The organism is Maricaulis virginensis (genome assembly GCF_027922185.1).
GTDB classification, from domain to species: Bacteria; Pseudomonadota; Alphaproteobacteria; order Caulobacterales; family Maricaulaceae; genus Maricaulis; species Maricaulis virginensis.
In genome coordinates, this window is sequence record NZ_BSFE01000008.1 from 73,168 (window position 1) to 91,911 (window position 18,744).

The 18,744-nt window shown below is 65.0% G+C and carries 21 protein-coding genes and 1 tRNA gene; 4 read left to right on the forward strand and 18 right to left on the reverse strand.

The genetic code is table 11. The features are described 5' to 3' along the window. Window positions 1-86 precede the first annotated feature (86 nt). Window positions 87-407, forward strand: coding sequence for a thioredoxin TrxA (trxA, locus tag PKE71_RS13400; protein ID WP_271187496.1), 321 nt, complete (start codon window positions 87-89; stop codon window positions 405-407). A 262-nt stretch (window positions 408-669) separates the two neighbouring features. Here trxA and PKE71_RS13405 read toward each other — a convergent pair whose 3' ends face one another. The 6 genes from PKE71_RS13405 to PKE71_RS13430 are packed head-to-tail and all read right to left on the reverse strand — an operon-like array spanning window position 670 to window position 6,621. After that, window positions 670-2,016: a bifunctional folylpolyglutamate synthase/dihydrofolate synthase gene (locus PKE71_RS13405; protein ID WP_271187497.1), complete on the reverse strand. Its 1,347-nt coding sequence runs from the start codon at window positions 2,014-2,016 to the stop codon at window positions 670-672. Next, the gene (gene accD, locus PKE71_RS13410; protein ID WP_271187498.1) at window positions 1,988-2,902 is read right to left on the reverse strand and encodes an acetyl-CoA carboxylase, carboxyltransferase subunit beta; all 915 of its coding nucleotides are present in this window, start codon (window positions 2,900-2,902) and stop codon (window positions 1,988-1,990) included. Before accD ends, PKE71_RS13405 begins: the two co-directional genes overlap by 29 nt. 34 nt (window positions 2,903-2,936) lie before the next feature. Further along, window positions 2,937-3,725: a tryptophan synthase subunit alpha gene (gene trpA, locus PKE71_RS13415; RefSeq protein ID WP_271187499.1), complete on the reverse strand. Its 789-nt coding sequence runs from the start codon at window positions 3,723-3,725 to the stop codon at window positions 2,937-2,939. After that, window positions 3,726-4,958 carry a tryptophan synthase subunit beta gene (gene trpB / locus PKE71_RS13420; protein ID WP_271187500.1) on the reverse strand — a complete coding sequence of 411 codons (1,233 nt, stop codon included), beginning with the start codon at window positions 4,956-4,958 and terminating at the stop codon, window positions 3,726-3,728. 34 nt (window positions 4,959-4,992) lie between these two features. Then, a complete protein-coding gene (locus PKE71_RS13425; RefSeq protein ID WP_271187501.1) occupies window positions 4,993-5,625 on the reverse strand; it encodes a phosphoribosylanthranilate isomerase in 633 nt (210 codons plus the stop codon). Between the two features lie 54 nt (window positions 5,626-5,679). After that, window positions 5,680-6,621 (reverse strand): LysR substrate-binding domain-containing protein, encoded by a 942-nt coding sequence (locus PKE71_RS13430; protein WP_271187502.1) that lies wholly within the window; start codon window positions 6,619-6,621, stop codon window positions 5,680-5,682. Between the two features lie 90 nt (window positions 6,622-6,711). On the opposite strand from PKE71_RS13430, the gene PKE71_RS13435 reads away from it, so the two are divergent. Then, on the forward strand, window positions 6,712-6,858 hold the full coding sequence (locus tag PKE71_RS13435; protein WP_271187503.1) for a hypothetical protein: 147 nt from the start codon (window positions 6,712-6,714) through the stop codon (window positions 6,856-6,858). Between the two features lie 223 nt (window positions 6,859-7,081). On the opposite strand, the gene PKE71_RS13440 is transcribed toward PKE71_RS13435, so the two are convergent. The 4 genes from PKE71_RS13440 to aroA form a co-directional block, all read right to left on the reverse strand. Beyond that, complete coding sequence (locus PKE71_RS13440; RefSeq protein WP_271187504.1) at window positions 7,082-7,390, reverse strand: integration host factor subunit beta; 309 nt, start codon at window positions 7,388-7,390, stop codon at window positions 7,082-7,084. Between the two features lie 121 nt (window positions 7,391-7,511). Continuing rightward, window positions 7,512-9,374: a 30S ribosomal protein S1 gene (gene rpsA, locus PKE71_RS13445; protein WP_271187566.1), complete on the reverse strand. Its 1,863-nt coding sequence runs from the start codon at window positions 9,372-9,374 to the stop codon at window positions 7,512-7,514. Window positions 9,375-9,398: 24 nt separating this feature from the next. Then, a complete protein-coding gene (gene cmk / locus PKE71_RS13450; protein ID WP_271187505.1) occupies window positions 9,399-10,025 on the reverse strand; it encodes a (d)CMP kinase in 627 nt (208 codons plus the stop codon). A 1-nt stretch (window position 10,026) separates the two neighbouring features. Further along, entirely contained in the window at window positions 10,027-11,367 is a 1,341-nt protein-coding gene (gene aroA / locus PKE71_RS13455) for a 3-phosphoshikimate 1-carboxyvinyltransferase (protein WP_373878822.1), read from the reverse strand. A gap of 111 nt (window positions 11,368-11,478) precedes the next feature. On the opposite strand from aroA, the gene PKE71_RS13460 reads away from it, so the two are divergent. Both PKE71_RS13460 and PKE71_RS13465 read left to right on the forward strand, forming a co-directional pair. Beyond that, window positions 11,479-11,928 carry a TIGR02300 family protein gene (locus tag PKE71_RS13460; RefSeq protein ID WP_271187507.1) on the forward strand — a complete coding sequence of 150 codons (450 nt, stop codon included), beginning with the start codon at window positions 11,479-11,481 and terminating at the stop codon, window positions 11,926-11,928. Between the two features lie 107 nt (window positions 11,929-12,035). Continuing rightward, window positions 12,036-12,111: transfer RNA gene (locus tag PKE71_RS13465), tRNA-Ala, on the forward strand. Between the two features lie 237 nt (window positions 12,112-12,348). On the opposite strand, the gene PKE71_RS13470 is transcribed toward PKE71_RS13465, so the two are convergent. The 8 genes from PKE71_RS13470 to PKE71_RS13505 all read right to left on the reverse strand — a co-directional run bounded on the left by PKE71_RS13470 (window position 12,349) and on the right by PKE71_RS13505 (window position 18,720). Beyond that, window positions 12,349-12,975: a hypothetical protein gene (locus PKE71_RS13470; RefSeq protein ID WP_271187508.1), complete on the reverse strand. Its 627-nt coding sequence runs from the start codon at window positions 12,973-12,975 to the stop codon at window positions 12,349-12,351. Between the two features lie 125 nt (window positions 12,976-13,100). Beyond that, on the reverse strand, window positions 13,101-13,565 hold the full coding sequence (gene ptsN / locus PKE71_RS13475; RefSeq protein WP_271187509.1) for a PTS IIA-like nitrogen regulatory protein PtsN: 465 nt from the start codon (window positions 13,563-13,565) through the stop codon (window positions 13,101-13,103). 28 nt (window positions 13,566-13,593) lie between these two features. Further along, window positions 13,594-14,223 carry a ribosome hibernation-promoting factor, HPF/YfiA family gene (hpf, locus tag PKE71_RS13480; RefSeq protein ID WP_271187510.1) on the reverse strand — a complete coding sequence of 210 codons (630 nt, stop codon included), beginning with the start codon at window positions 14,221-14,223 and terminating at the stop codon, window positions 13,594-13,596. Window positions 14,224-14,409: 186 nt separating this feature from the next. Next, window positions 14,410-15,918 carry an RNA polymerase factor sigma-54 gene (gene rpoN / locus PKE71_RS13485; protein ID WP_271187511.1) on the reverse strand — a complete coding sequence of 503 codons (1,509 nt, stop codon included), beginning with the start codon at window positions 15,916-15,918 and terminating at the stop codon, window positions 14,410-14,412. A gap of 37 nt (window positions 15,919-15,955) precedes the next feature. Beyond that, window positions 15,956-16,723, reverse strand: coding sequence for an LPS export ABC transporter ATP-binding protein (lptB, locus tag PKE71_RS13490; RefSeq protein ID WP_271187512.1), 768 nt, complete (start codon window positions 16,721-16,723; stop codon window positions 15,956-15,958). A gap of 7 nt (window positions 16,724-16,730) precedes the next feature. Next, window positions 16,731-17,318 (reverse strand): LptA/OstA family protein, encoded by a 588-nt coding sequence (locus tag PKE71_RS13495; protein ID WP_271187513.1) that lies wholly within the window; start codon window positions 17,316-17,318, stop codon window positions 16,731-16,733. Then, on the reverse strand, window positions 17,315-18,016 hold the full coding sequence (lptC, locus tag PKE71_RS13500; RefSeq protein WP_271187514.1) for an LPS export ABC transporter periplasmic protein LptC: 702 nt from the start codon (window positions 18,014-18,016) through the stop codon (window positions 17,315-17,317). The genes PKE71_RS13495 and lptC overlap by 4 nt, the downstream gene beginning before the upstream one ends. Window positions 18,017-18,105: 89 nt before the next feature. Continuing rightward, a complete protein-coding gene (locus tag PKE71_RS13505) occupies window positions 18,106-18,720 on the reverse strand; it encodes a ribonuclease D (protein WP_271187515.1) in 615 nt (204 codons plus the stop codon). Window positions 18,721-18,744: the final 24 nt, after the last annotated feature.

The window sequence follows — 18,744 nt, forward strand, 5'->3', positions numbered from 1 at the left end:
GGCGGCTCTCCTTACCTCACGCGCCATCCATCGTGTCCGGATCTTCGGGCACGTGTTCTTTAAAGGCCCGAAAAAAGGAGTTTCCCATGGCGACCAAGGCGGTCAGCGATGAATCCTTCGAAAGCGACGTTCTCAATGCACCCGGTCCGGTCCTCGTGGACTTCTGGGCCGAATGGTGCGGGCCGTGCAAGCAGATCGCTCCGGCGCTCGAGGAGATTTCCGACGAGATGGCCGGCGAGCTGACCATCGCCAAGGTGAATATCGACGACCACCCGATGACGCCCGGCAAGTATGGCGTGCGCGGCATCCCGACCATGATGATCTTCAAGGACGGCCAGGTCGTCTCCACCAAGATCGGTGCCATGGCCAAGGGCAAGATCTCCGAATGGGTCAAGGAAAGCCTCTAGGCTTCCCGACGCTTTTCGAATGCTGAAACGGGCGCTCCACCGGGGCGCCCGTTTTTCTTTCCTCCCCATTTCATGTGGAGGGGGACCCGCCCCCGGGATTGGCCGCAGGCCAACCCGAGGACAGGCTTCACGGGGGAGGGGCCGCCGCGTCAGCGGCGGAATGGCGGAGCGGAGCTGATGGCCCTTTGCGGCCTGCGGCCGCAACCCCTTTCGACCCGATGCTGCGCATCGGCCCACTTTCCCACTGCTGTGGGGAAGAAAGCTAGCCCGGTGTCCTGTGCGGCGGGGCGTCGCCGAGGGCGAGGGCTTCGCCGGCCAGGTAGAGCGAGCCGCCGATCAGGATGCGCGGCGCGGGGCGTTCCTTCACGGCATTCTTCATCGCCGGGATCAGGCCGCTGGCGATCTCCGCCCTCACGCCGCCGGCCTGGCAGGCGGCGACGACATCATGTGCGGACTGCGAACCGCCGCGGCCGGACTTGAACTCCACCGCGATGAGGCGCCGGGCCAGGCCGGAGAACTGGCTGCACCAGGCGGTGACGTCCTTGTTGGGCGAGAAACCGGCAATGATGACCAGCGGGCGCTCGTCACGCTCGTCCATGTCGGCGAGGGCGTGGGAGAGGGCCTTGGCAGCGGCTTCATTGTGGCCGCCGTCCAGCCAGAGCTCGGCACCGGCCTTGCGCGCGATCTCGCCGAGCGGACCGCGGGTGATGCTCTGCAGCCGGGCCGGCCAGGTTGCGTTGGCAATACCGGCGGCCGCGGCGCTCTCGGGCCATTGCAGCACGGCGGCGGCGGCCGCGGCGGCACCGGCATTGAGGATCTGGTGCGGGCCCAGCAGGCCCGGTGCCGGCAGGTCCCAGACGCGGCTTTCGTCCTCGTAGATCAGCCGTCCGTGCTGGATATAGGCATTATAGTCGCGGCCCCAGACGAAGGCCGGCGCACCGACCTTGGCGGCCTCGTCGAGAATGGCGGCTTCGGCATCGTCGACCTGGTTGCCGACCACGACCGGAACGCCGAACTTGCAGATACCGGCCTTTTCGCGGGCGATCTGGCGCAGGTCGGATCCCAGGAATTCCTGGTGATCGAGGCTGACCGGTGTGATCACGCTCAGGGCCGGCCGGGCGATGACATTGGTCGCGTCGAAGCGGCCGCCCAGCCCCACTTCCAGGATCAGCCGGTCGGCAGGATGTTCGGAGAAGAGCAGCAGGGCCGCCGCAGTCGTGATCTCGAAGAAGGTGATCGGCTCGCCAAAATTCGCCGCCTCGCAGCGGGCGAAGGCCTCGATCAGCGTCTTGTCGTCGACCGGCGTCGAGTCGAGCAGGATGCGTTCGTTGAAATTCACCAGGTGCGGCGAGGTGTAGATATGCACCCGCTCACCCTTGGTGCGGGCCATCTCGGCCAGATAGGCACAGGTCGAGCCTTTGCCGTTCGTCCCGGCGACATGGACGGTCGGCGGCAGATGGTCCTGGGGATTGCCCAGCGCCGTCAGAAGGCGCTGCAGGCGTCCAAGGGAAAGATCGATTTTCTGCGGGTGCAGGCTCGCAAGGCGCACCAGCGCGTCATCAAGGTCCTGACGGCGCGTGCTAATGGCCGCCCCCGTCGCTGGCCACATGGTCGGCCGGCGGCGGTGTGAGAGAGGCCGGCATCGACGTTCCGGGGCGTTTCATCATGACCCTCAGCATGCGCGCCAGTGTACCCGGAATGTCCCGGCGATGCACCACTTTGTCGACCATGCCCTTTTCCAGCAGGTATTCGGCGCGCTGGAAGCCTTCCGGGAGTTTTTCGCGGATGGTCTGCTCGATGACGCGCGGTCCGGCAAAGCCGATCAGGGCGCCCGGCTCGGCGATGTGGACATCGCCCAGCATGGCGTAGGAGGCGGTGACGCCGCCCGTGGTCGGATCGGTCAGCACCACGATATAGGGCAGGCCGGCATCCTTGAGCATTTCCACGGCGATCGTGGTGCGCGGCATCTGCATCAGGGAGAGCGTGCCTTCCTGCATGCGCGCGCCGCCCGCAGCCGTATAGACGATCAGCGGTGCCTTGCGGGCAATCGCTTCCTCGGCCGCCTTGATGAAGCTCTCGCCGGCCGCCATGCCGAGCGAGCCGCCCATGAAGGCAAAATTCTGGACGAGAACGACGCTTTCCAGACCGCCGATACGGCCGACCGCAATCGCCATCGCATCGTCGCGTCCGGTCTTCTTGCGGGCTGCGGTCAGGCGCGAGGTGTAGGGTTTGTCGTCCTTGAATTTCAGCGGATCGCGGGGAACCTCCGGCGTGTCCAGCTCGGTGTACTCACCGTCGAAGGTGAACTGGAAGCGCCAGGCCGGCCCGATGCGCATGTGATGCCCGGCGGGGGTCACGAACAGGCCGGCTTCCAGATCCTTGTGGAACACCATCTCGCCCGACTTGGGGCACTTGATCCACAGATTGTCCGGCGTGTCCCGCTTGGAAAAGATTTTCGACATGCCCGGCGGGGTAATCTTGGACAGCCAGTTCATTCCCGTATCCCGATCGTTCATCGGCTTGTCTTCCTCAGCGGCGTGCAGCGTGCACAGCGGACGACAGGCGCTTTACCAACTCTTGTGCTCCGGCAACACCGCCTGCATGCATTGCATCGACGATCGCCGAGCCCACCACGACCGCATCGGCCGTACGGGCAATGGCGGCGGCCTGTTCCGGTTCCTTCACACCGAAGCCGACTGCCACGGGCAGGCCGCTGGCGCGCTGGACGCGCGCAACGGCCTCGCCGACTTCGGTGACCGCGCCGGAGCCGGCACCGGTCACCCCGGTCGTGGAAACGTAATAAACGAAGCCCGACGTGTTGGCGACAACGGTCGCCAGACGCTTGTCATCGGTGGTCGGGGTCGCCAGGCGGATCAGGGCGATGGAGTATTTGCCCAGTGCCGCGCGCAGCTCGTCGTCTTCCTCCGGCGGCACGTCGACGCAGATCAGCCCGTCCACGCCGGCCTTTGCAGCGGCCTTCGCAAATGCTTCCCAGCCCATGTGATGGATCGGGTTGGCATAGCCCATCAGGACGATCGGCGTGTCCTTGTCGTGTTTGCGGAAGGCGGCGGCCTGGGCCAGCGTGCCCTTCAGCGTCATGCCGGCTTCCAGGGCCCGCAATGCCGAGGCCTGGATGGCCGGGCCGTCGGCCATCGGATCGGTAAAGGGCATGCCCAGCTCGATCACGTCGGCGCCGGCTGCAGGCAAAGCGTTCAGAAGCGCCTGGCTGTCGCCATCGCCGGCCATCATGTAGGCCACGAAGCCGGCCCGGTTATAGGCCGAAAGCTCGGAAAAACGGGTGTTGAGGCGGTTGGTCATCTAGAGCTCCACCCCCAGCATGCGCGCCACCTGGGGCACGTCCTTGTCGCCGCGGCCGCACATATTCATCAGGATGATGCCATCCTTGCCCAGCTCCTTCGCCAGATCGCGGACGCGAGCCAGGGCGTGGGCGGGTTCCAGGGCCGGGATGATGCCTTCCAGCCTGGTGCACAGCTGGAACATCTCCATGGCCTCGGCATCCGTGGCCGAGACGTATTCGGCGCGCTTCATGTCGTGCAGGAAGGCGTGTTCCGGACCGATGCCGGGATAGTCGAGGCCGGCCGAGATCGAGTGGGCGTCGATGATCTGGCCGTCATCATCCTGCAGCAGATAGGTCTTGTTGCCGTGCAGGATGCCCGGCTTGCCGCCCTTCAGCGAGGCCGCGTGCTTGCCGGTCTCCACGCCTTCGCCGGCCGCCTCGACGCCGATCAGGCGCACGTCCTCGTCTTCGATGAAGGGGTGGAAAAGCCCCATCGCATTCGACCCACCGCCGATACAGGCGACGCAGGCATCCGGCAGGCGGCCCAGCCGCTCCTTCATCTGCGCGCGCGCCTCACGGCCGATGATCGACTGGAAATCGCGCACCATGGCTGGATAGGGGTGCGGGCCGGCGACCGTGCCGATGACATAGAAGGTGTCGTGCACATTCGTCACCCAGTCGCGCAGCGCCTCGTTCATGGCGTCTTTCAGCGTGCCCGTGCCCGAGGTCACCGGCACGACCTGCGCGCCCAGCAGCTTCATGCGGAAGACGTTCGGTGCCTGGCGCTCCACATCCGTGGCGCCCATGAAGACGGTGCAGGGAATGCCGAAGCGCGCGGCCACCGTGGCCGTCGCCACGCCGTGCTGGCCGGCGCCGGTCTCGGCGATGATGCGCGTCTTGCCCATGCGGCGGGCCAGCAGGACCTGGCCGAGGCAGTTATTGATCTTGTGACTGCCCGTATGGTTCAGCTCGTCGCGCTTGAACCAGACCTGGGCGCCGCCGAATTCTTCCGTCAGGCGCTCGGCGAAATAGATCGGGCTGGGCTTGCCGACATAATCCTTCAGGAAAAGGTCCATCTCGGCGCGGAAGTCCGGATCCGCCTTGGCGGTCTCGTACGCTTCTTCCAGCTCCAGGATCAGCGGCATCAATGTTTCGGCGACGAAACGACCGCCATAATCGCCGAACCGGCCACGCGCATCCGGCCAGGCCGAGAGCGCATTGGGACGTGTATCGGCGGACACGGGTTCGCTCATGGCTCGGCTCCTTGGTTGGTGCGCTCTGGCGCGGTCAGACCGCCAGGGCGGCGGCAAAGGCTTGCATCTTCGCGGCGTCCTTGACGCCCGGTGCGCTCTCTATGCCTGAAGACACATCGACCGCGCCGGCGCCTGCAGCCGCGACAGCGGCGGAGACATTGGTTGCATCCAGCCCGCCGGACAAGAGCCAGGGCACGGAAATCTGCAGCGATTTCAGCAGAGCATAATCATAACCCGTGCCGTGACCGCCCGGCCGGTCGGCGCCCTTCGGCGGTTTGGCGTCGAACAGGATCATGTCGGCGATGCGGTCAAAGGCTTTCGCGGCGTCGAGATCTGCCGCTTCGGCGACGGGCAAGGCCTTGATAACGCCCCGCTTTGCGTAGGCGCGGGCCTGCACGACGCGCTGCGGCGTCTCGGATCCGTGCAGCTGGATCCAGTCCGGATGCATGGCATCGCGGATGCGCGCCAGGAGGTCGTCATCCGGATTCACGGTCACGGCAACCGTTTCGCTGGTCTTTGCCAGATGGGCCAGTTCGCCGGCCAGCGACGGGCTGACATGGCGCGGGCTCTTCTCGAAAAAGACATAACCGGTCCAGCGTGCACCGGCCTGTTCGGCTGCTGCCACATCCCGTCCCGTCTTCAATCCGCAGAACTTGATATCCGTCATGCCAGACCGGTTAACCTGTCCGGGGCGGCTTGGGAAGCGCGACACGGCGTTGCGCTACACGGTCTCTCCCGCTTCCGGGAAGGCCGGGACGGGCTGGTTGAGGCAGAAGGCCATTGGCTGGAACAACATCCATTCGACAAAGGACCGGATTTTCGGCTCCCGTGCGCGGTTGCGGTCATAGACGAGGTAATGGGCCACCTTGTGGTCCAGCTCGGATTCGAAGGGGCGGACCAGTATCCCGGCGGCGATCTGTTCGGCAAAATAGAGCGGTGACACGGCCACGGCAGCGTCCCCGGCTGCAACGGCCGCGGCGATCTCCATCGACTGGGTTTCCAGCTCCAGCGCGGCACGTTCGGGCAGGCCGGACGGGTCGGCACCGGCGTTCTCGAACCAGTCGCGCCACCAGGACATCGGCCCGAACAGGCGCAGCTTCAGGAGATCGGCGGGCGTGTCGATCGGGCCGAACTGCTCGACAGCACGCGCCGGAACCAGCGGGGTGATCGTGTCGGCGAACAGGAAGCGCGCCTCCAGCCCGTCCCAGCGGCCATGACCCAGCCGGATGCCGATATCGGCGTCGCCGCCGGCGATGTCGACCACTTCAGAGCGGCTGTCGATCCGCACGGCGAATTCGGGATGGGCGATCTGGAAATTGCCGATCCGGGGGACGAGCCAGTTCGAGCAGAAGGTCGGCAGCGCCGTGATGGTCAGCACGCTGTCGCGATCCTCCCGCACCTCGCGGAAGGTGCGTTCGAGCATGCGGAAGGCTTCCGAGGTACCCTGTGCCAGCTGGCGGCCGCGGGCCGTAAGCTCCACATGCCGCGCCTTGCGCTCGAACAGGGCAAAGCCGAGCCGGTCTTCCAGCAGCTTGATCTGATAGCTGACCGCGGCCTGGGTCATGCCAAGGGCTTCGCCGGTCCGGGTGAAATTCCCCAGCCGGGCGGCGGCCTCGAACACGCGGATGGCGTGAATGGGCGGGAGGGGACGAGTATCAGTCATAAGCGGTCCTTATCAAAGACCCTCGAAATCGCGTTGGTCAAGGCGATTGTGGACGCCTAAATCATGGTCTCGCTTATGACGGAGATGGTCATGACCCTCGCGGAATTGATGATTGAACACACCCTGCCCCGGATTGTGGACCGCACGCACGAACGCCGCAGCACGAGCTGGACCGGCTGGCTGGTGCCCCGGTTCAACTGGCTTTCCGGCCATGAGGACTGGAACCGCAAGATCTGACGACTTGCCGGCGGCCCGATGCCGATGGGCTGCCGGCCGGGCGGCGGGATCCGGACCTTCGTGATGCCGATGACGAAGGGCCGGTATTCTGCCCGGATGCCGGACACCGGACCCGCCGCCAAATCCTTCCGGCCCGAAGAGTTTCCCTCCCCTGAAAGAATTCCCTCCAACGACAAAGGGCCCGGCAATGCCGGGCCCTTTGTTCATGCAATCGGATTGTCGTTTATTCGGCGAGTTCCGGATGGGTTTCCCGCGACGCATCCACCCGCTCGCGCAGCTCCTTGCCGGTCTTGAAGAAGGGTACGTGCTTTTCCTTCACGGCAACGCTTTCACCGGTCCGCGGATTGCGGCCGACGCGGGCCGGCCGCCGGCGGACCGAAAACGCACCGAAACCACGCAGCTCGACGCGGTCGCCTTCGGCAAGCGCATCCGTGATCCCGTCGAGGATCGTATTGACCACCCGCTCCACATCGCGGTGGTAAAGATGGGGGTTGGCTTCGGCTAGTTTGTCGATCAATTCCGATTTGATCATTGAGCACCTCCGCACCAGAAAATCCGATCCTTGCGCCTGCGGACCCGGCCGTCAATGCGCAGCAATAAAAAAACGGCCGGAGCCTCGCGCTCCGGCCGTTCTTCTGTCCGGGTCAGGACGACTAGTTGTCGCCCTTCTCGCCCTCTTTCTCGCGCAGCGCGGCGCCGAGAATGTCGCCGAGCGAAGCGCCGGCGTCGGAGGAACCGTACTGTTCGACGGCTTCACGCTCTTCGGAGATCTCCAGCGCCTTGATGGACAGGGAGATACGGCGCGAGGCCTTGTCGATGTTGGTGATGCGGGCATCGACCTTGTCACCGACCGCGAAGCGTTCCGGACGCTGTTCCGCACGGTCGCGGGACAGGTCGGACTTGCGGATGAAGGACTTCATCGAGCCGTCGTCGCCGAAGGAGACTTCGATACCGCCCGAGGTGATCTCGGTGACCGTGCAGGTCACGGTATCGCCGCGGGACACGCCGGACGAGTCCATCGGGTCGCCGCCGAGCTGCTTGATGCCCAGGGAGACGCGCTCCTTCTCGACGTCGACATCGAGCACCTTGGCTTCGACGACGTCACCCTTCTTGAAGCTCTCGATGGCTTGCTCGCCGGACTGCTCCCAGGAGATGTCCGACAGGTGCACCATGCCGTCGATATCGCCCTCGAGACCCACGAACAGACCGAATTCGGTGATGTTCTTGATCTCGCCCTTGATGGCCGTACCGGACGGATGCGTTTCCGCGAAGACTTCCCACGGATTGCGCTGGGTCTGCTTGACGCCCAGCGAGATGCGGCGCTTCTCGGCGTCCACGTCGAGCACCATGACCTGGACCTCCTGCGAGGTGGACAGGATCTTGCCCGGATGGACGTTCTTCTTGGTCCAGGACATCTCGGACACGTGGACGAGGCCTTCGACGCCCTCTTCCAGTTCCACGAAGGCACCGTATTCGGCGATGTTCGTGACGCGGCCTTCGAAGACAGCACCGACCGGGTATTTAGCGGCAACGCCTTCCCACGGGTCGGACATCAGCTGCTTCATGCCGAGCGAGATGCGCTGGGTTTCCTTGTTGATCTTGATGATCTGGACTTTGACGGTCTGACCGACTTCCACCACTTCGGACGGATGGCCGACGCGGCTCCAGGACATGTCGGTGACGTGCAGCAGGCCGTCGATACCGCCCAGGTCAACGAACGCACCGTAATCGGTGATGTTCTTGACCACGCCGTCGCGGGCTTCGCCCTCGGCCAGCTGGCCGACGAGTTCGGCGCGCTGTTCGGCACGGCTTTCTTCCAGCACGGCGCGGCGCGAGACCACGATATTGCCGCGCGGACGGTCCATCTTCAGGATCGCGAACGGCTGTTCCTGGTTCATCAGCGGGCCGACATCGCGCACGGGGCGGATATCCACCTGCGAGCCCGGCAGGAAGGCCGAAGCGCCGCCCAGATCGACGGTGAAGCCGCCCTTGACGCGGCCGACAATGGCACCGTTGACCGGTTCCTTCTTGTCGAAGGACTTCTCGAGGCGATCCCAGCTTTCCTCGCGGCGGGCCTTGTCGCGCGACAGAATGGCATCGCCGAGCGCGTTTTCGATACGCTCGAGATAAACTTCGACTTCGTCACCCACTTTGGGGGCTTCCGAGCCCGGACCCGTGAACTCGCGCAGCGGGATACGGCCTTCGGTCTTCAGGCCGACATCGACCACCACGAAATCGTTTTCAATCGCGGTCACGTTTCCTTTGACGACCTGGCCTTCCGCGAGATCGCGGCCGGCGAGGCTCGCCTCAAGCATTGCGGCGAAATCGTCGGTCGTCGGGGTGAGAGATTCTGTAGACATGTTAAAGGGTTGCTCCGATGCAGCGACAGTGTTGCGTCTGTCTGTCCTGTCGCCGCTTGGCCGTTTCCGGCCGGTTGGACGTTGTACAAAAGGGCGCCAGTCCGGACCGCCACAACGATCGTCGTCACGGAAATCGCGTCTGGAACACCCGGCTATTTCGTTGCGCTAGCGGTGGAAGCGTCACGCCTTTTGGCGCTTTTCCACAATACGGATCGCTGTTGCAACGGCCGCGTCTATACTCAAGGAAGACGTATCAAGCAAGGTCGCGTCGTCTGCGGGCTTCATCGGCGCGTCGGTGCGCTCGGCATCGCGGGCATCCCGCTCGCGGGTCTGTTCGAGCATTGTCTCGAAGCTCAGCGCCTCGCCCTTCGCCCGCAACTCCTCCCAGCGGCGGCGGGCGCGGGTCTCGGCATCGGCCGTCACGAACAGCTTCACCTCGGCATCCGGACAGATCACCGTGCCGATATCGCGTCCGTCCAGGATCGCCCCGCCCGGCTGGGTGGCAAAGGTGCGCTGCAGGTCGAACAGCGCCTCGCGCACCTGCGGGATCGCGGCGACGCGGGAGGCCATCGCGCCGGCCTCGGCCGTGCGGATCCGGTCCTCGTCGATTGCGGCCAGATCGAGCTGTGCGGCCAGCCGGGCGCAGGCCCCGGCATCGGCCGGGTCGATCCCGGCCTCGATGACAGCGAGACCGGTCGCCCGGTAGAGCGAGCCCGTGTCCAGATGCGGCAGGCCGAAATGATCCGCCAGCGCCCTGGCGATCGTGCCCTTGCCCGAGGCGAGCGGTCCGTCGACGGCGATGATCATGTCACGCCGGCTCCAGCTGCACGCCCAGTCCGGCCATGTGCGCAAAGAAATCGGGATAGCTGGTGGCGATCATGGCGACATCGTCGACCGACGCGCCCTCGCGCGAGGCCAGGCCGAGCACCAGCCCGCTCATCGCCAGGCGGTGATCGTGGTGCGTGATCGTGCGGCCGCCGCCCTTCACACCGCCCGGGCCTGCGCCATGGACGGTGAGGCTGTCTTCCCCTGTCTCGACGTCGACACCGCTGGCGCGCAGCAGCGCCGCCGTTCCCTCGAGGCGATCGCTTTCCTTGGCGCGCAGTTCGGCCAGGCCGGGCATGAAAGTCGTGCCTTCGGCAAAGGCCGCCGCGACGGCGAGGATGGGATATTCGTCGATCATGGCCGGAGCGCGTTCGGCCGGCACCTCGATGCCGCGCAGCGTGCTCGCACGGGCCGTTACCGTCATGGTCCGCTCGCCGGCCATGTCGGGACCCGGCTCGACCGTCAGCCCGGCCCCCATCTCGCGCAGCGTCTCGATCAGGCCGGTGCGGGCCGGATTGTCCATGACGCCTGTCAGCGTCACCTCCGAGCCGGGCGTGACGAGCGCCGCCACGATCGCAAAGGCCGAGGAGGACGGGTCACCGGGGACATCGACATTACATGCGGTGAGCGTCTGCGGGCCGGTGAGGCGGATGGTGGAGGCCGGGCCGTCGCGCCGTACGTCGATCGAGGCGCCGAAGGCCGCCAGCATGGTTTCGGTATGGTCCCGCGTGATCTGCGGCTCGTGCACGCAGGTTTCACCGTCGGCGCTCAGCCCGGCCAGAAGAATGGCCGATTTGACCTGAGCCGAGGCGACCGGTGGCGTGTAGTCGATGCCGTGCAGCTTGCTGGGCGAAAGACGGGCCGGCAGCCGGCCGTCACTGGTCTCGAACAGCGCGCCCATGGCGTCCAGCGGGTCGGTCACCCGGCGCATCGGGCGCGAGGACAGGCTTTCATCGCCGACGAATTCCGCTGCCACACCGCTGCCGGCGACGGCGCCCATCACCAGGCGGACTCCGGTACCGGAATTGCCGAAATCGAGCGGGGCATCGGGCGTTGCAAGGCGGCCGCTGGTGCCCAGGACGGTCCATGCGCCCGCACCCGTCCGCTCGACACCGGCGCCGAGTGCCGCCATGGCCTTGGCCGTATTCAGAACGTCCTCGCTTTCGAGAAGGCCGGTGATCCGGGTTTCGCCGTGCGCGAGCGCGCCGAGGATCAGGGCGCGGTGCGATACGGATTTGTCGCCGGGAGCCTTCAGGCGGCCGGACAGCGCTTTGGCCGGCAAGGCCCTGAAAGGCCCGCTTCGGCGGGACGGAATTTCGCTCATGAAAGGAAAAACTGGGTTTGAGGTGACAAGACGGCGATCAGGTTTTGACAGAGCGCGATGATCGTGGCAACGGGTCCGGCCGAAATTCGAATCTGGTTGTGAAGGGAAGTCATGGCCAAGCCAGAACTGGGAACGAAACGCGCCTGCCCGAGCTGCGGCGCCAAATTCTACGATCTGGGCCGCCGTCCGGCTCGTTGTCCGAAGTGCGAGACCGAGTTCGATCCCGAACTCGAGGATCCGCGTCTGAAGGCAGCGCCGGCCCCGGAACCGGAGGAAGAGGACGAGACTCCGGTCAAGAAGGCGCCGGCCGATGATGACGGCTATGGCGACGAGGACGACGATACGCCGGAAGTCGACGCTGAAGCCGATCGCATCCCCGATGACGACGACGACGAAGATGACGAGAACGGTTCGGGCCTCAGCGACGACCTGCCGGACGATTTCGACGACGACGATGTCAGCGACGATGATGATGACGATGACTCGACCAAGGTCCTGATCGACGAGGAAGACGACGAGGATTTCGCGGGCTTCTCGATCGAGGATGAAGAGGATATCTAGGTCGTTCCGGGTATCTGCATTTGACGCGCACAAGAGGCTTGATCCCGGGGAAAACCGGGACTAGTTTCCGCGCTCCTCGCCGGGACCCAATCCGGCGGACGGGATAAGGGGCCATAGCTCAGTTGGGAGAGCGCTTGAATGGCATTCAAGAGGTCGGCGGTTCGATTCCGCCTGGCTCCACCACCCTTCGCCCTGCGGGCTTCGGGTGGTAAACCACCCGCAGCGCGCACTTGGGGCGAAGCGGTGTCCCCCGAAGCCTTGGCGAAGGTGGACTGTCGAGGACAAACTCCCACCCATCCCCGCCACCGCCCTGCGGGCTTCGGGTAGTAAACCACCCGCAGCACGCACTTGGGGCGAAGCGGTGTCCCCCGAAGCCTTGGCGAAGGGGGACTGTCGAGGACAGGCTCTGCGGCCGCACCATCAAGCCCCGCCCTCCGGCGGGGTTTTTGCTTTTCCGGCCTCGAGTTCCTGTTTGAGCTTCTGGCGCTGGCCTTCCAGCCCTTCGGGATAGTCGGCGACATCGCCGTATTCGAGAAAACCGTCATAGCGCCGGTGGGTCCCCGTGACCCGCGCGGCATGCTTGATCGGGCACCAGTACTGTTCCGTCCGTGACGCGATTTCCGCCACATAGGCCAGCACGCCGTTGGCGTAGGCGCAGTAGAGGCAGTTCAGCTTCTGGATCACGTTGAGGTAGGGCAGCTTGTGCCGGTCGAAGACGACATAGTCGCGCCGGCGGACACGGGCGAGGCCGTAAACCCGGAAGCAGATGGACTGGTACAGGCTGGCAAAGGCGTCGAGCGCCGCGATCGGCAGGACGACGATGTAGATGAAGGGCGCCGTGAGTACGGCCATGACGCCCGAGGCAAGGAGATATCGGTGCAGTCCGATCTTCAGCGCCTGCTGCCGCTTGCGCACGCGGCGCGAAATCACGATCCGACCCTGACGCATGCGATAGCCGAAGGCGCGCCGCCGCTCGGCGAGCCGGTTCTCCAGCTCGCCCTCGAGGGAACGAATTCTGGCAATCAGGTCGTCGATCTCGGCTCTCATGGCGATCTCCGCTGCGGGGCGGCTCGCATGATAGCGCGATCAGGCAGGCTTGTCTGACGCCTCGAGGGGCTGTGACAAAAAGCCTGGCGGTCCGGACGGAAATCTTGCTCCGTCCGGACCGGTTCTCAGGCTGCGTCGGTCGCCGGCTCGCCAGCGAGAACGGCATGAATCGCCTCGCTGTCCGGTGCCGCGCGAAGCCGCTGACGCACATCCTCGCGGCGCAGGAGCCGGGAAACCCGGGCCAGGGCCTTGAGGTGTTCCGCGCCGGCATCTTCCGGCGCGATCAGCATGAAGATGAGATCGGCAGGGCGGCCGTCGATCGACTCGAAATCAACCGGCGTGCGCAGGCGCGCGAAGATGCCGACCACGGTATCGATACCGGCCAGACGGGCGTGCGGAATCGCAACGCCCTGGCCGACGCCGGTCGAGCCGAGCCGTTCGCGCTGGAGGACCGCGTCGAAAATCGCGCGGGCCGGCTGACCGGTCAGGTCGGCCGCCAGCTCGGACATGGCCTGCAGGGCCTGTTTCCGGCTGGACGCACCCAGATCGACATGCACCCCCCCGCTGGGGATCAAATCAGCTAACGCCATGCTTCGCTTCTCGTTGCTGGGCCGGTTGCTACTCGGCCGGCTCCGGTCGGTCAACTCGGGAGGGATCGACCCAGCCGATATGCCCGTCAGGGCGGCGATACACGATGTTCAGACCGCCATTGGCCGCGTTGCGGAACATCAGGAAGGGCGAATCCGCCGCATCCAGCTCCAGCGAGGCCATGCCGACCGTCAGCGTACGCACTTCGCCCGGCCGCTCGGCAATCACGATCGGCTCCGGTGCACCGTTTGCCGGCGCGCCGTGATCCTCGTCATCGTCGAAATCATCGTCATTCCAGGTATCGGGACTGCCCTTGAGCACGACAATCTGAAGCGACTCGGCCGGCAGTTCGGCCTTGTTCGCATTGTGGTGGTTCTTCAGTTTCCGCTTGTAGCGGCGGAGGCGCTTCTCCAGGCGCTCCATCGTGTTTTCCGCTGCCTTGTAGGCATCGTCGGCTTCGCCGTGTGCCTGCAGCATGGCGCCCGAGGGCAGATGCACCGAACAGTCGACGCGAAAGCCGATGCCTTCGCGCGAGATCGATACATAGGCTTCGCCCGGACGATTGAAGTATTTGGATACGCCGTCCTCAACCCGCGACAGGATCTGTTCCCGCAGCGCGTCGCTGACGTCGATACCCTTGCTGACCACCTGTATTTGCATGCGCTCCTTCCCGCTGGCCATACACCAGCACGTGAGGCGTTGACATCACGGTGCCGCCCCTCCCCGGAAAGCGGGCGGAACCTAGTCGCGGGGCGGGCCGGGAGTCAATGCGTGTGAGCTCCGGTCAGCCGACGAACCGCGACTGCGGCGGACGGGGGTCCGCCGGGGCGCTTGTTCAGGCCTTCCCTAGCCAGCACGTTTCAAAATTCGACGACGCTGGACCGAGGAGGGGATGTTGAGCGCCTCCCGGTATTTGGCCACAGTCCGGCGTGCGATTTCAATCCCTTCGTCACGCAAATGTTCGACAAGCTTGTCGTCGGACAGCACATCCTCGGCGGTTTCCTGGTTGATCATGGTCTTGATCCGGAAACGGACGGCTTCGGCAGAGTGGGCGTCCCCGCCGCCGGCAGACGGGATGGCGGAGGTGAAGAAATACTTCATCTCGAACATGCCGCGCGGTGTGGCGACATACTTGTTCGAGGTGACGCGGCTGACGGTCGACTCGTGCATGCCGATCGCATCGGCCACGGTCTTCAGGTTCAGCGGGCGCAGATAGGCAACGCCGTAGGCCAGGAACATGTCCTGCTGACGGACGATCTCGCTGGCGACCTTCAGGATGGTGCGGGCACGCTGGTCGAGGCTCTTCACCAGCCAGCTGGCATTTTGCGAGCACTCGGTGATGAAGGTCTTGTCGGCCTCGGAGCGGGCGACCGCCGTGATCTCGTTGAAATAGCGGTTATTCACCAGAACGCGCGGCAGGGTGTCGGAATTCAGCTCGACCTGCCAGCTGCCGTCCGGCGACTGGCGGATGAAGACATCCGGTTCGACGGCGCGGGTGGTGTCCGACGAGAAGGCCAGGCCCGGCTTGGGCGTGAGGTCGCGGATCTCCGCGATCATCTCGTCCAGATCCTCATTGTCGACGCCGCACAGGGATTTCAGGGCGGCATAATCGTGCTTGGCCAGACGCTCGAGATTGTCCAGCAGCGTCGCCATGGCCGGATCGAGCCGGTTCTTGTCCTTCAGCTGCAGGGCCAGGCATTCGGTCAGGTCGCGGGCCATCACACCCACCGGGTCGAAGCCCTGGGTCAGTTCGAGGACCGCTTCGATGCGGCCGCGCGCGACGCCGAGCTGGTCGGCAATCTCGTCGAGATCGGCGCGCATATAGCCGTCATCATCGGCCAGATCGATCAGATGGGCGCCGATCAGCTTTTCAACCGGATCCGCCGTGGCGGTCGCCAGCTGGGCGTGCAGGTATTCGGACAGGGACAGTTCGCGCGAGGAATTGGCGATCGCGTCATAATCTTCGCCGGATGCACCGCCGCCGCCCGTGGGCGACCAGTGACCGGCGCCCAGTGCATCGCCGGTCGCGCCGGCATTGTCGACGCCGGACAGGTCGGACTTGGAGTCATCGCCGTGGATGACGTCCGAATCGGCATCGATGGAATCATTGGCATCGGCAGACGGGGCGGACAGTTCCAGTTCGCGCGGCTCGCCTTCGCCTTCCTGGCGCAGCGATTCGGTCGAGCTTTCGCTGTCGTCGCGTTCGAGCAGCGGATTGCGTTCCAGCTCACCTTCGACGAACTCGGCCAGCTCGATATTCGAGAGCTGCAACAGCTTGATGGCTTGTTGGAGCTGGGGCGTCATCACCAGGGACTGGCCCTGGCGCATGTCCAGCTTCTGCATCAATCCAGCCATGTGAACCTCTGTTTGGTACGTTTCCTGCAGAGGTTAATCAGGCAAAACTTTCTCCGAGATAAACGCGACGCACGTCAGGGTCGGCCCGGATCTCCGCCGGCGAGCCCTCGAACAGCACCTCGCCCTCGTGGATGATCGTTGCTCTGTCAGTGATTTCAAGCGTTTCACGGACATTGTGGTCGGTAATGAGAATCCCGATCCCGCGCTCGCGGAGGAAGCGGATCAGGTCCCGGATATCGGTGATTGCAAGCGGATCGATGCCCGCGAAAGGCTCGTCGAGCAGCATGAAGGAGGGGCGAGTCGCCAGCGCACGGGCAATTTCCACACGCCGTCTTTCACCGCCCGACAGCGAGGGTGCCGGTGCGTCGCGCAGGTGGGCGATGCGCAGCTCCTCCAGCAACTGGTTCACCAGTTCGTGGCGTGCATCCCGATCCTTTTCAACGACTTCCGCGACGGCCAGGACATTCTGCTCGACCGTCATGCCGTGAAAGATCGACTTTTCCTGGGGCAGGTATCCGATGCCCAGACGGGCCCGCTGATACATCGGCAGGCGGGTGATATCCTCGCCGTCGAGAAGGATGCGGCCATAGTCTGCCGCCACCAGTCCGGTAATCATATAAAAGCAGGTGGTCTTGCCGGCGCCGTTCGGGCCAAGCAGTCCGGCAACCTCGCCGCGCTCGAGCGAAACCGACACGCCCTTCACGACCGGGCGCTTGCCATAGGCCTTGCCGATCTTCTCGACAAAGAGGCCGTTGCCGGTGGCGGTTTCGGGCGCAGGCGCCGGATGGAATTCGCTGAAGGCCATGCCGGTTCTACCCGTCCGTCTCTTCGGTGCCGCCGCCATCGCCTTCGTCCGGCGCAGCGGTCTCGTCATTGCCGCGCGGATGGATGACCATGCGCACACGCTCGCCATCGCCCGCCTCGCCGAAAGAGGAGTTGCCGGTCACCAGATCGGTCACGAAACGCGTGGCGGTAAACACGTCCTCGCCCTGGGTAATGACGACATCGCCGGTCAGGGTGATGGTTTCCTCGGCCAGAAGATAGACGCCGCGATCGCCGCGCGCCCGCTGTTCCGGCGTGGTGTAGAAGACATTCCCGGTCGCCACGATACGCTCGATATTGCCGAGGTTTCCGGTCGGGCCCGAGCCGGTGCTCTGGCCGTCGAAGAAGACCTCGATCCGGTCGGCGCGCAGGCTGCTGGTCCCCTGCACGACATTGACATTGCCCGTCCACACGGCCCGGTTTTCCGGGTTGAACAGCTCGGAATGGTCGGCCTCGATGTCCAGCGGCAGGCGGGAATCGCCGATCTGCGCCAGGCTGGCCGATGTCAGGACTGTCGGGGCCAGGGCGAGGGCGACCAGTGCGGCGGCGCAGGCCCGGAGTGCTGTCAGTCGCATCATTCGCTTCCTTCTTCTTGCGCGGTGCGCGACAGGTCGGTGCGCTCCTGAACGAGAGTCATGCGGACGTTTCCGTCAAAAATCAAAAGATCCCCGCCTTCGCGGATTTCATAGCTGTCGGCCCGGATCGTGCCCATCGGCCCGGAGCCCTCGACCGGACGCTCGCCGACAACCCGCGCCTCGCGCAGGAAAATCCGCGCATGCTCGGAGGCAAAGCTGTAGCCGTCATCGGTGTCCAGATTGACGTCGGAATAGAGGTCCAGCACGCGATTATTGGCATCATAGCGGCCGGTCTGCGCCAGCACGCTGGAGGCGTCGGTCTCCAGGAAGTCATAGTCCAGGCGCGGACGTTCCAGATCGGTGATGTCCGGCGCCCCGCCCCGCTGCCGGATCGCGGCGTCGGCGGTCAGGACATAGGGGACCAGGGCGTCGTCGCGACCCACAAAGCGCGGATTGACCATGCGGCTGTCCGAGCTGACCATCTCGGTCTCGCCGGTGACGCTGCCCTGGCTGCCCATGATCAGCTGCACGACCAGCAGAAGCGCGATCGCAGCTGCGGCAATCATGAAGCCCAGGCGCAGCCGCCGCACGAATGCCGTACGACGCCGGGCAACGCCGAGTGCCAGCGCGCGGCGCGGTTCCCAGCTGCCGTGATGCGGGGGCTGAAAGGCCTCGAGGCCGGGGTTGGCAGTCACGCTCATGAGCCGTCAATGGTTGGCGGCGTCCGGCGCAGTGCCGGGCGCGGCAGTAGAAAGACCAGTCTTCGCAGGCCTTTTCAAGGCAATCCGGTTCAGGTGTGCGCGAAAATGTCGGTTTCCGGCCAGCCGGCCAGATCGAGCCTTGCGCGCGTCGGCAGGAAGTCGAAACAGGCCCTGGCGAGCGCCATGCGGTCCTCGCGTTCCAGCATCATCGTCAGCCGGTCGCGCAGGGCATGCAGGTGCAGCACGTCCGAGGCAGCATATTCCAGCTGCGCCGGGCTGAGCTCGTCGGCGCCCCAGTCCGAGCTCTGCTGCTGCTTGTTCATGTCGACGCCGATGAGTTCGCGCGTGACGTCCTTCAAACCGTGCCGGTCGGTGTAGGTACGGCACAGTTTCGAGGCAATCTTGGTGCAGAAAACGGGTGCCAGTGTCACACCAAGGTAGCGCTCGACCATCGCCACATCGAAACGGGCGAAGTGCAGGATCTTCTCGGTGCCCGGATCCGACAGCAGCGCCTTCAGGTTCGGACAGTCATAGCTCTTGCGGTCCATCTGCACGACATGGGCATCGCCATCACCGGCCGACAATTGCACCACACACAGCATGTCCCGCGTCAGCGACAGCCCCATCGTCTCGGTATCGACGGCAACGGCCGGGCCGAGGTCGAGGCCGGCGGGAAGATCGCCCTTGTGGTAGTGCACGGTCATGATCGGATTTCCTTGCTCTTGAAG

Excerpts from the sequence above, each read along its gene's own strand:
- lptB (WP_271187512.1), bottom strand. The coding sequence starts at position 16,723 with ATGGCCTTCAGCGAATTCCATCCGGCGCCTGCGCCCGAAACCGCCACC.
- lptC (WP_271187514.1), bottom strand. The coding sequence starts at position 18,016 with ATGAGCGTGACTGCCAACCCCGGCCTCGAGGCCTTTCAGCCCCCGCAT.
- PKE71_RS13430 (WP_271187502.1), bottom strand. The coding sequence starts at position 6,621 with ATGACTGATACTCGTCCCCTCCCGCCCATTCACGCCATCCGCGTGTTC.
- aroA (WP_373878822.1), bottom strand. The coding sequence starts at position 11,367 with ATGAGCGAAATTCCGTCCCGCCGAAGCGGGCCTTTCAGGGCCTTGCCG.
- trxA (WP_271187496.1), top strand. The coding sequence starts at position 87 with ATGGCGACCAAGGCGGTCAGCGATGAATCCTTCGAAAGCGACGTTCTC.
- PKE71_RS13425 (WP_271187501.1), bottom strand. The coding sequence starts at position 5,625 with ATGACGGATATCAAGTTCTGCGGATTGAAGACGGGACGGGATGTGGCA.
- PKE71_RS13505 (WP_271187515.1), bottom strand. The coding sequence starts at position 18,720 with ATGACCGTGCACTACCACAAGGGCGATCTTCCCGCCGGCCTCGACCTC.
- hpf (WP_271187510.1), bottom strand. The coding sequence starts at position 14,223 with ATGCAAATACAGGTGGTCAGCAAGGGTATCGACGTCAGCGACGCGCTG.
- trpB (WP_271187500.1), bottom strand. The coding sequence starts at position 4,958 with ATGAGCGAACCCGTGTCCGCCGATACACGTCCCAATGCGCTCTCGGCC.
- accD (WP_271187498.1), bottom strand. The coding sequence starts at position 2,902 with ATGAACTGGCTGTCCAAGATTACCCCGCCGGGCATGTCGAAAATCTTT.
- trpA (WP_271187499.1), bottom strand. The coding sequence starts at position 3,725 with ATGACCAACCGCCTCAACACCCGTTTTTCCGAGCTTTCGGCCTATAAC.
- PKE71_RS13405 (WP_271187497.1), bottom strand. The coding sequence starts at position 2,016 with ATGTGGCCAGCGACGGGGGCGGCCATTAGCACGCGCCGTCAGGACCTT.
- PKE71_RS13440 (WP_271187504.1), bottom strand. The coding sequence starts at position 7,390 with ATGATCAAATCGGAATTGATCGACAAACTAGCCGAAGCCAACCCCCAT.
- PKE71_RS13495 (WP_271187513.1), bottom strand. The coding sequence starts at position 17,318 with ATGATGCGACTGACAGCACTCCGGGCCTGCGCCGCCGCACTGGTCGCC.
- cmk (WP_271187505.1), bottom strand. The coding sequence starts at position 10,025 with ATGATCATCGCCGTCGACGGACCGCTCGCCTCGGGCAAGGGCACGATC.
- PKE71_RS13435 (WP_271187503.1), top strand. The coding sequence starts at position 6,712 with ATGACCCTCGCGGAATTGATGATTGAACACACCCTGCCCCGGATTGTG.
- PKE71_RS13460 (WP_271187507.1), top strand. The coding sequence starts at position 11,479 with ATGGCCAAGCCAGAACTGGGAACGAAACGCGCCTGCCCGAGCTGCGGC.
- rpoN (WP_271187511.1), bottom strand. The coding sequence starts at position 15,918 with ATGGCTGGATTGATGCAGAAGCTGGACATGCGCCAGGGCCAGTCCCTG.
- PKE71_RS13470 (WP_271187508.1), bottom strand. The coding sequence starts at position 12,975 with ATGAGAGCCGAGATCGACGACCTGATTGCCAGAATTCGTTCCCTCGAG.
- ptsN (WP_271187509.1), bottom strand. The coding sequence starts at position 13,565 with ATGGCGTTAGCTGATTTGATCCCCAGCGGGGGGGTGCATGTCGATCTG.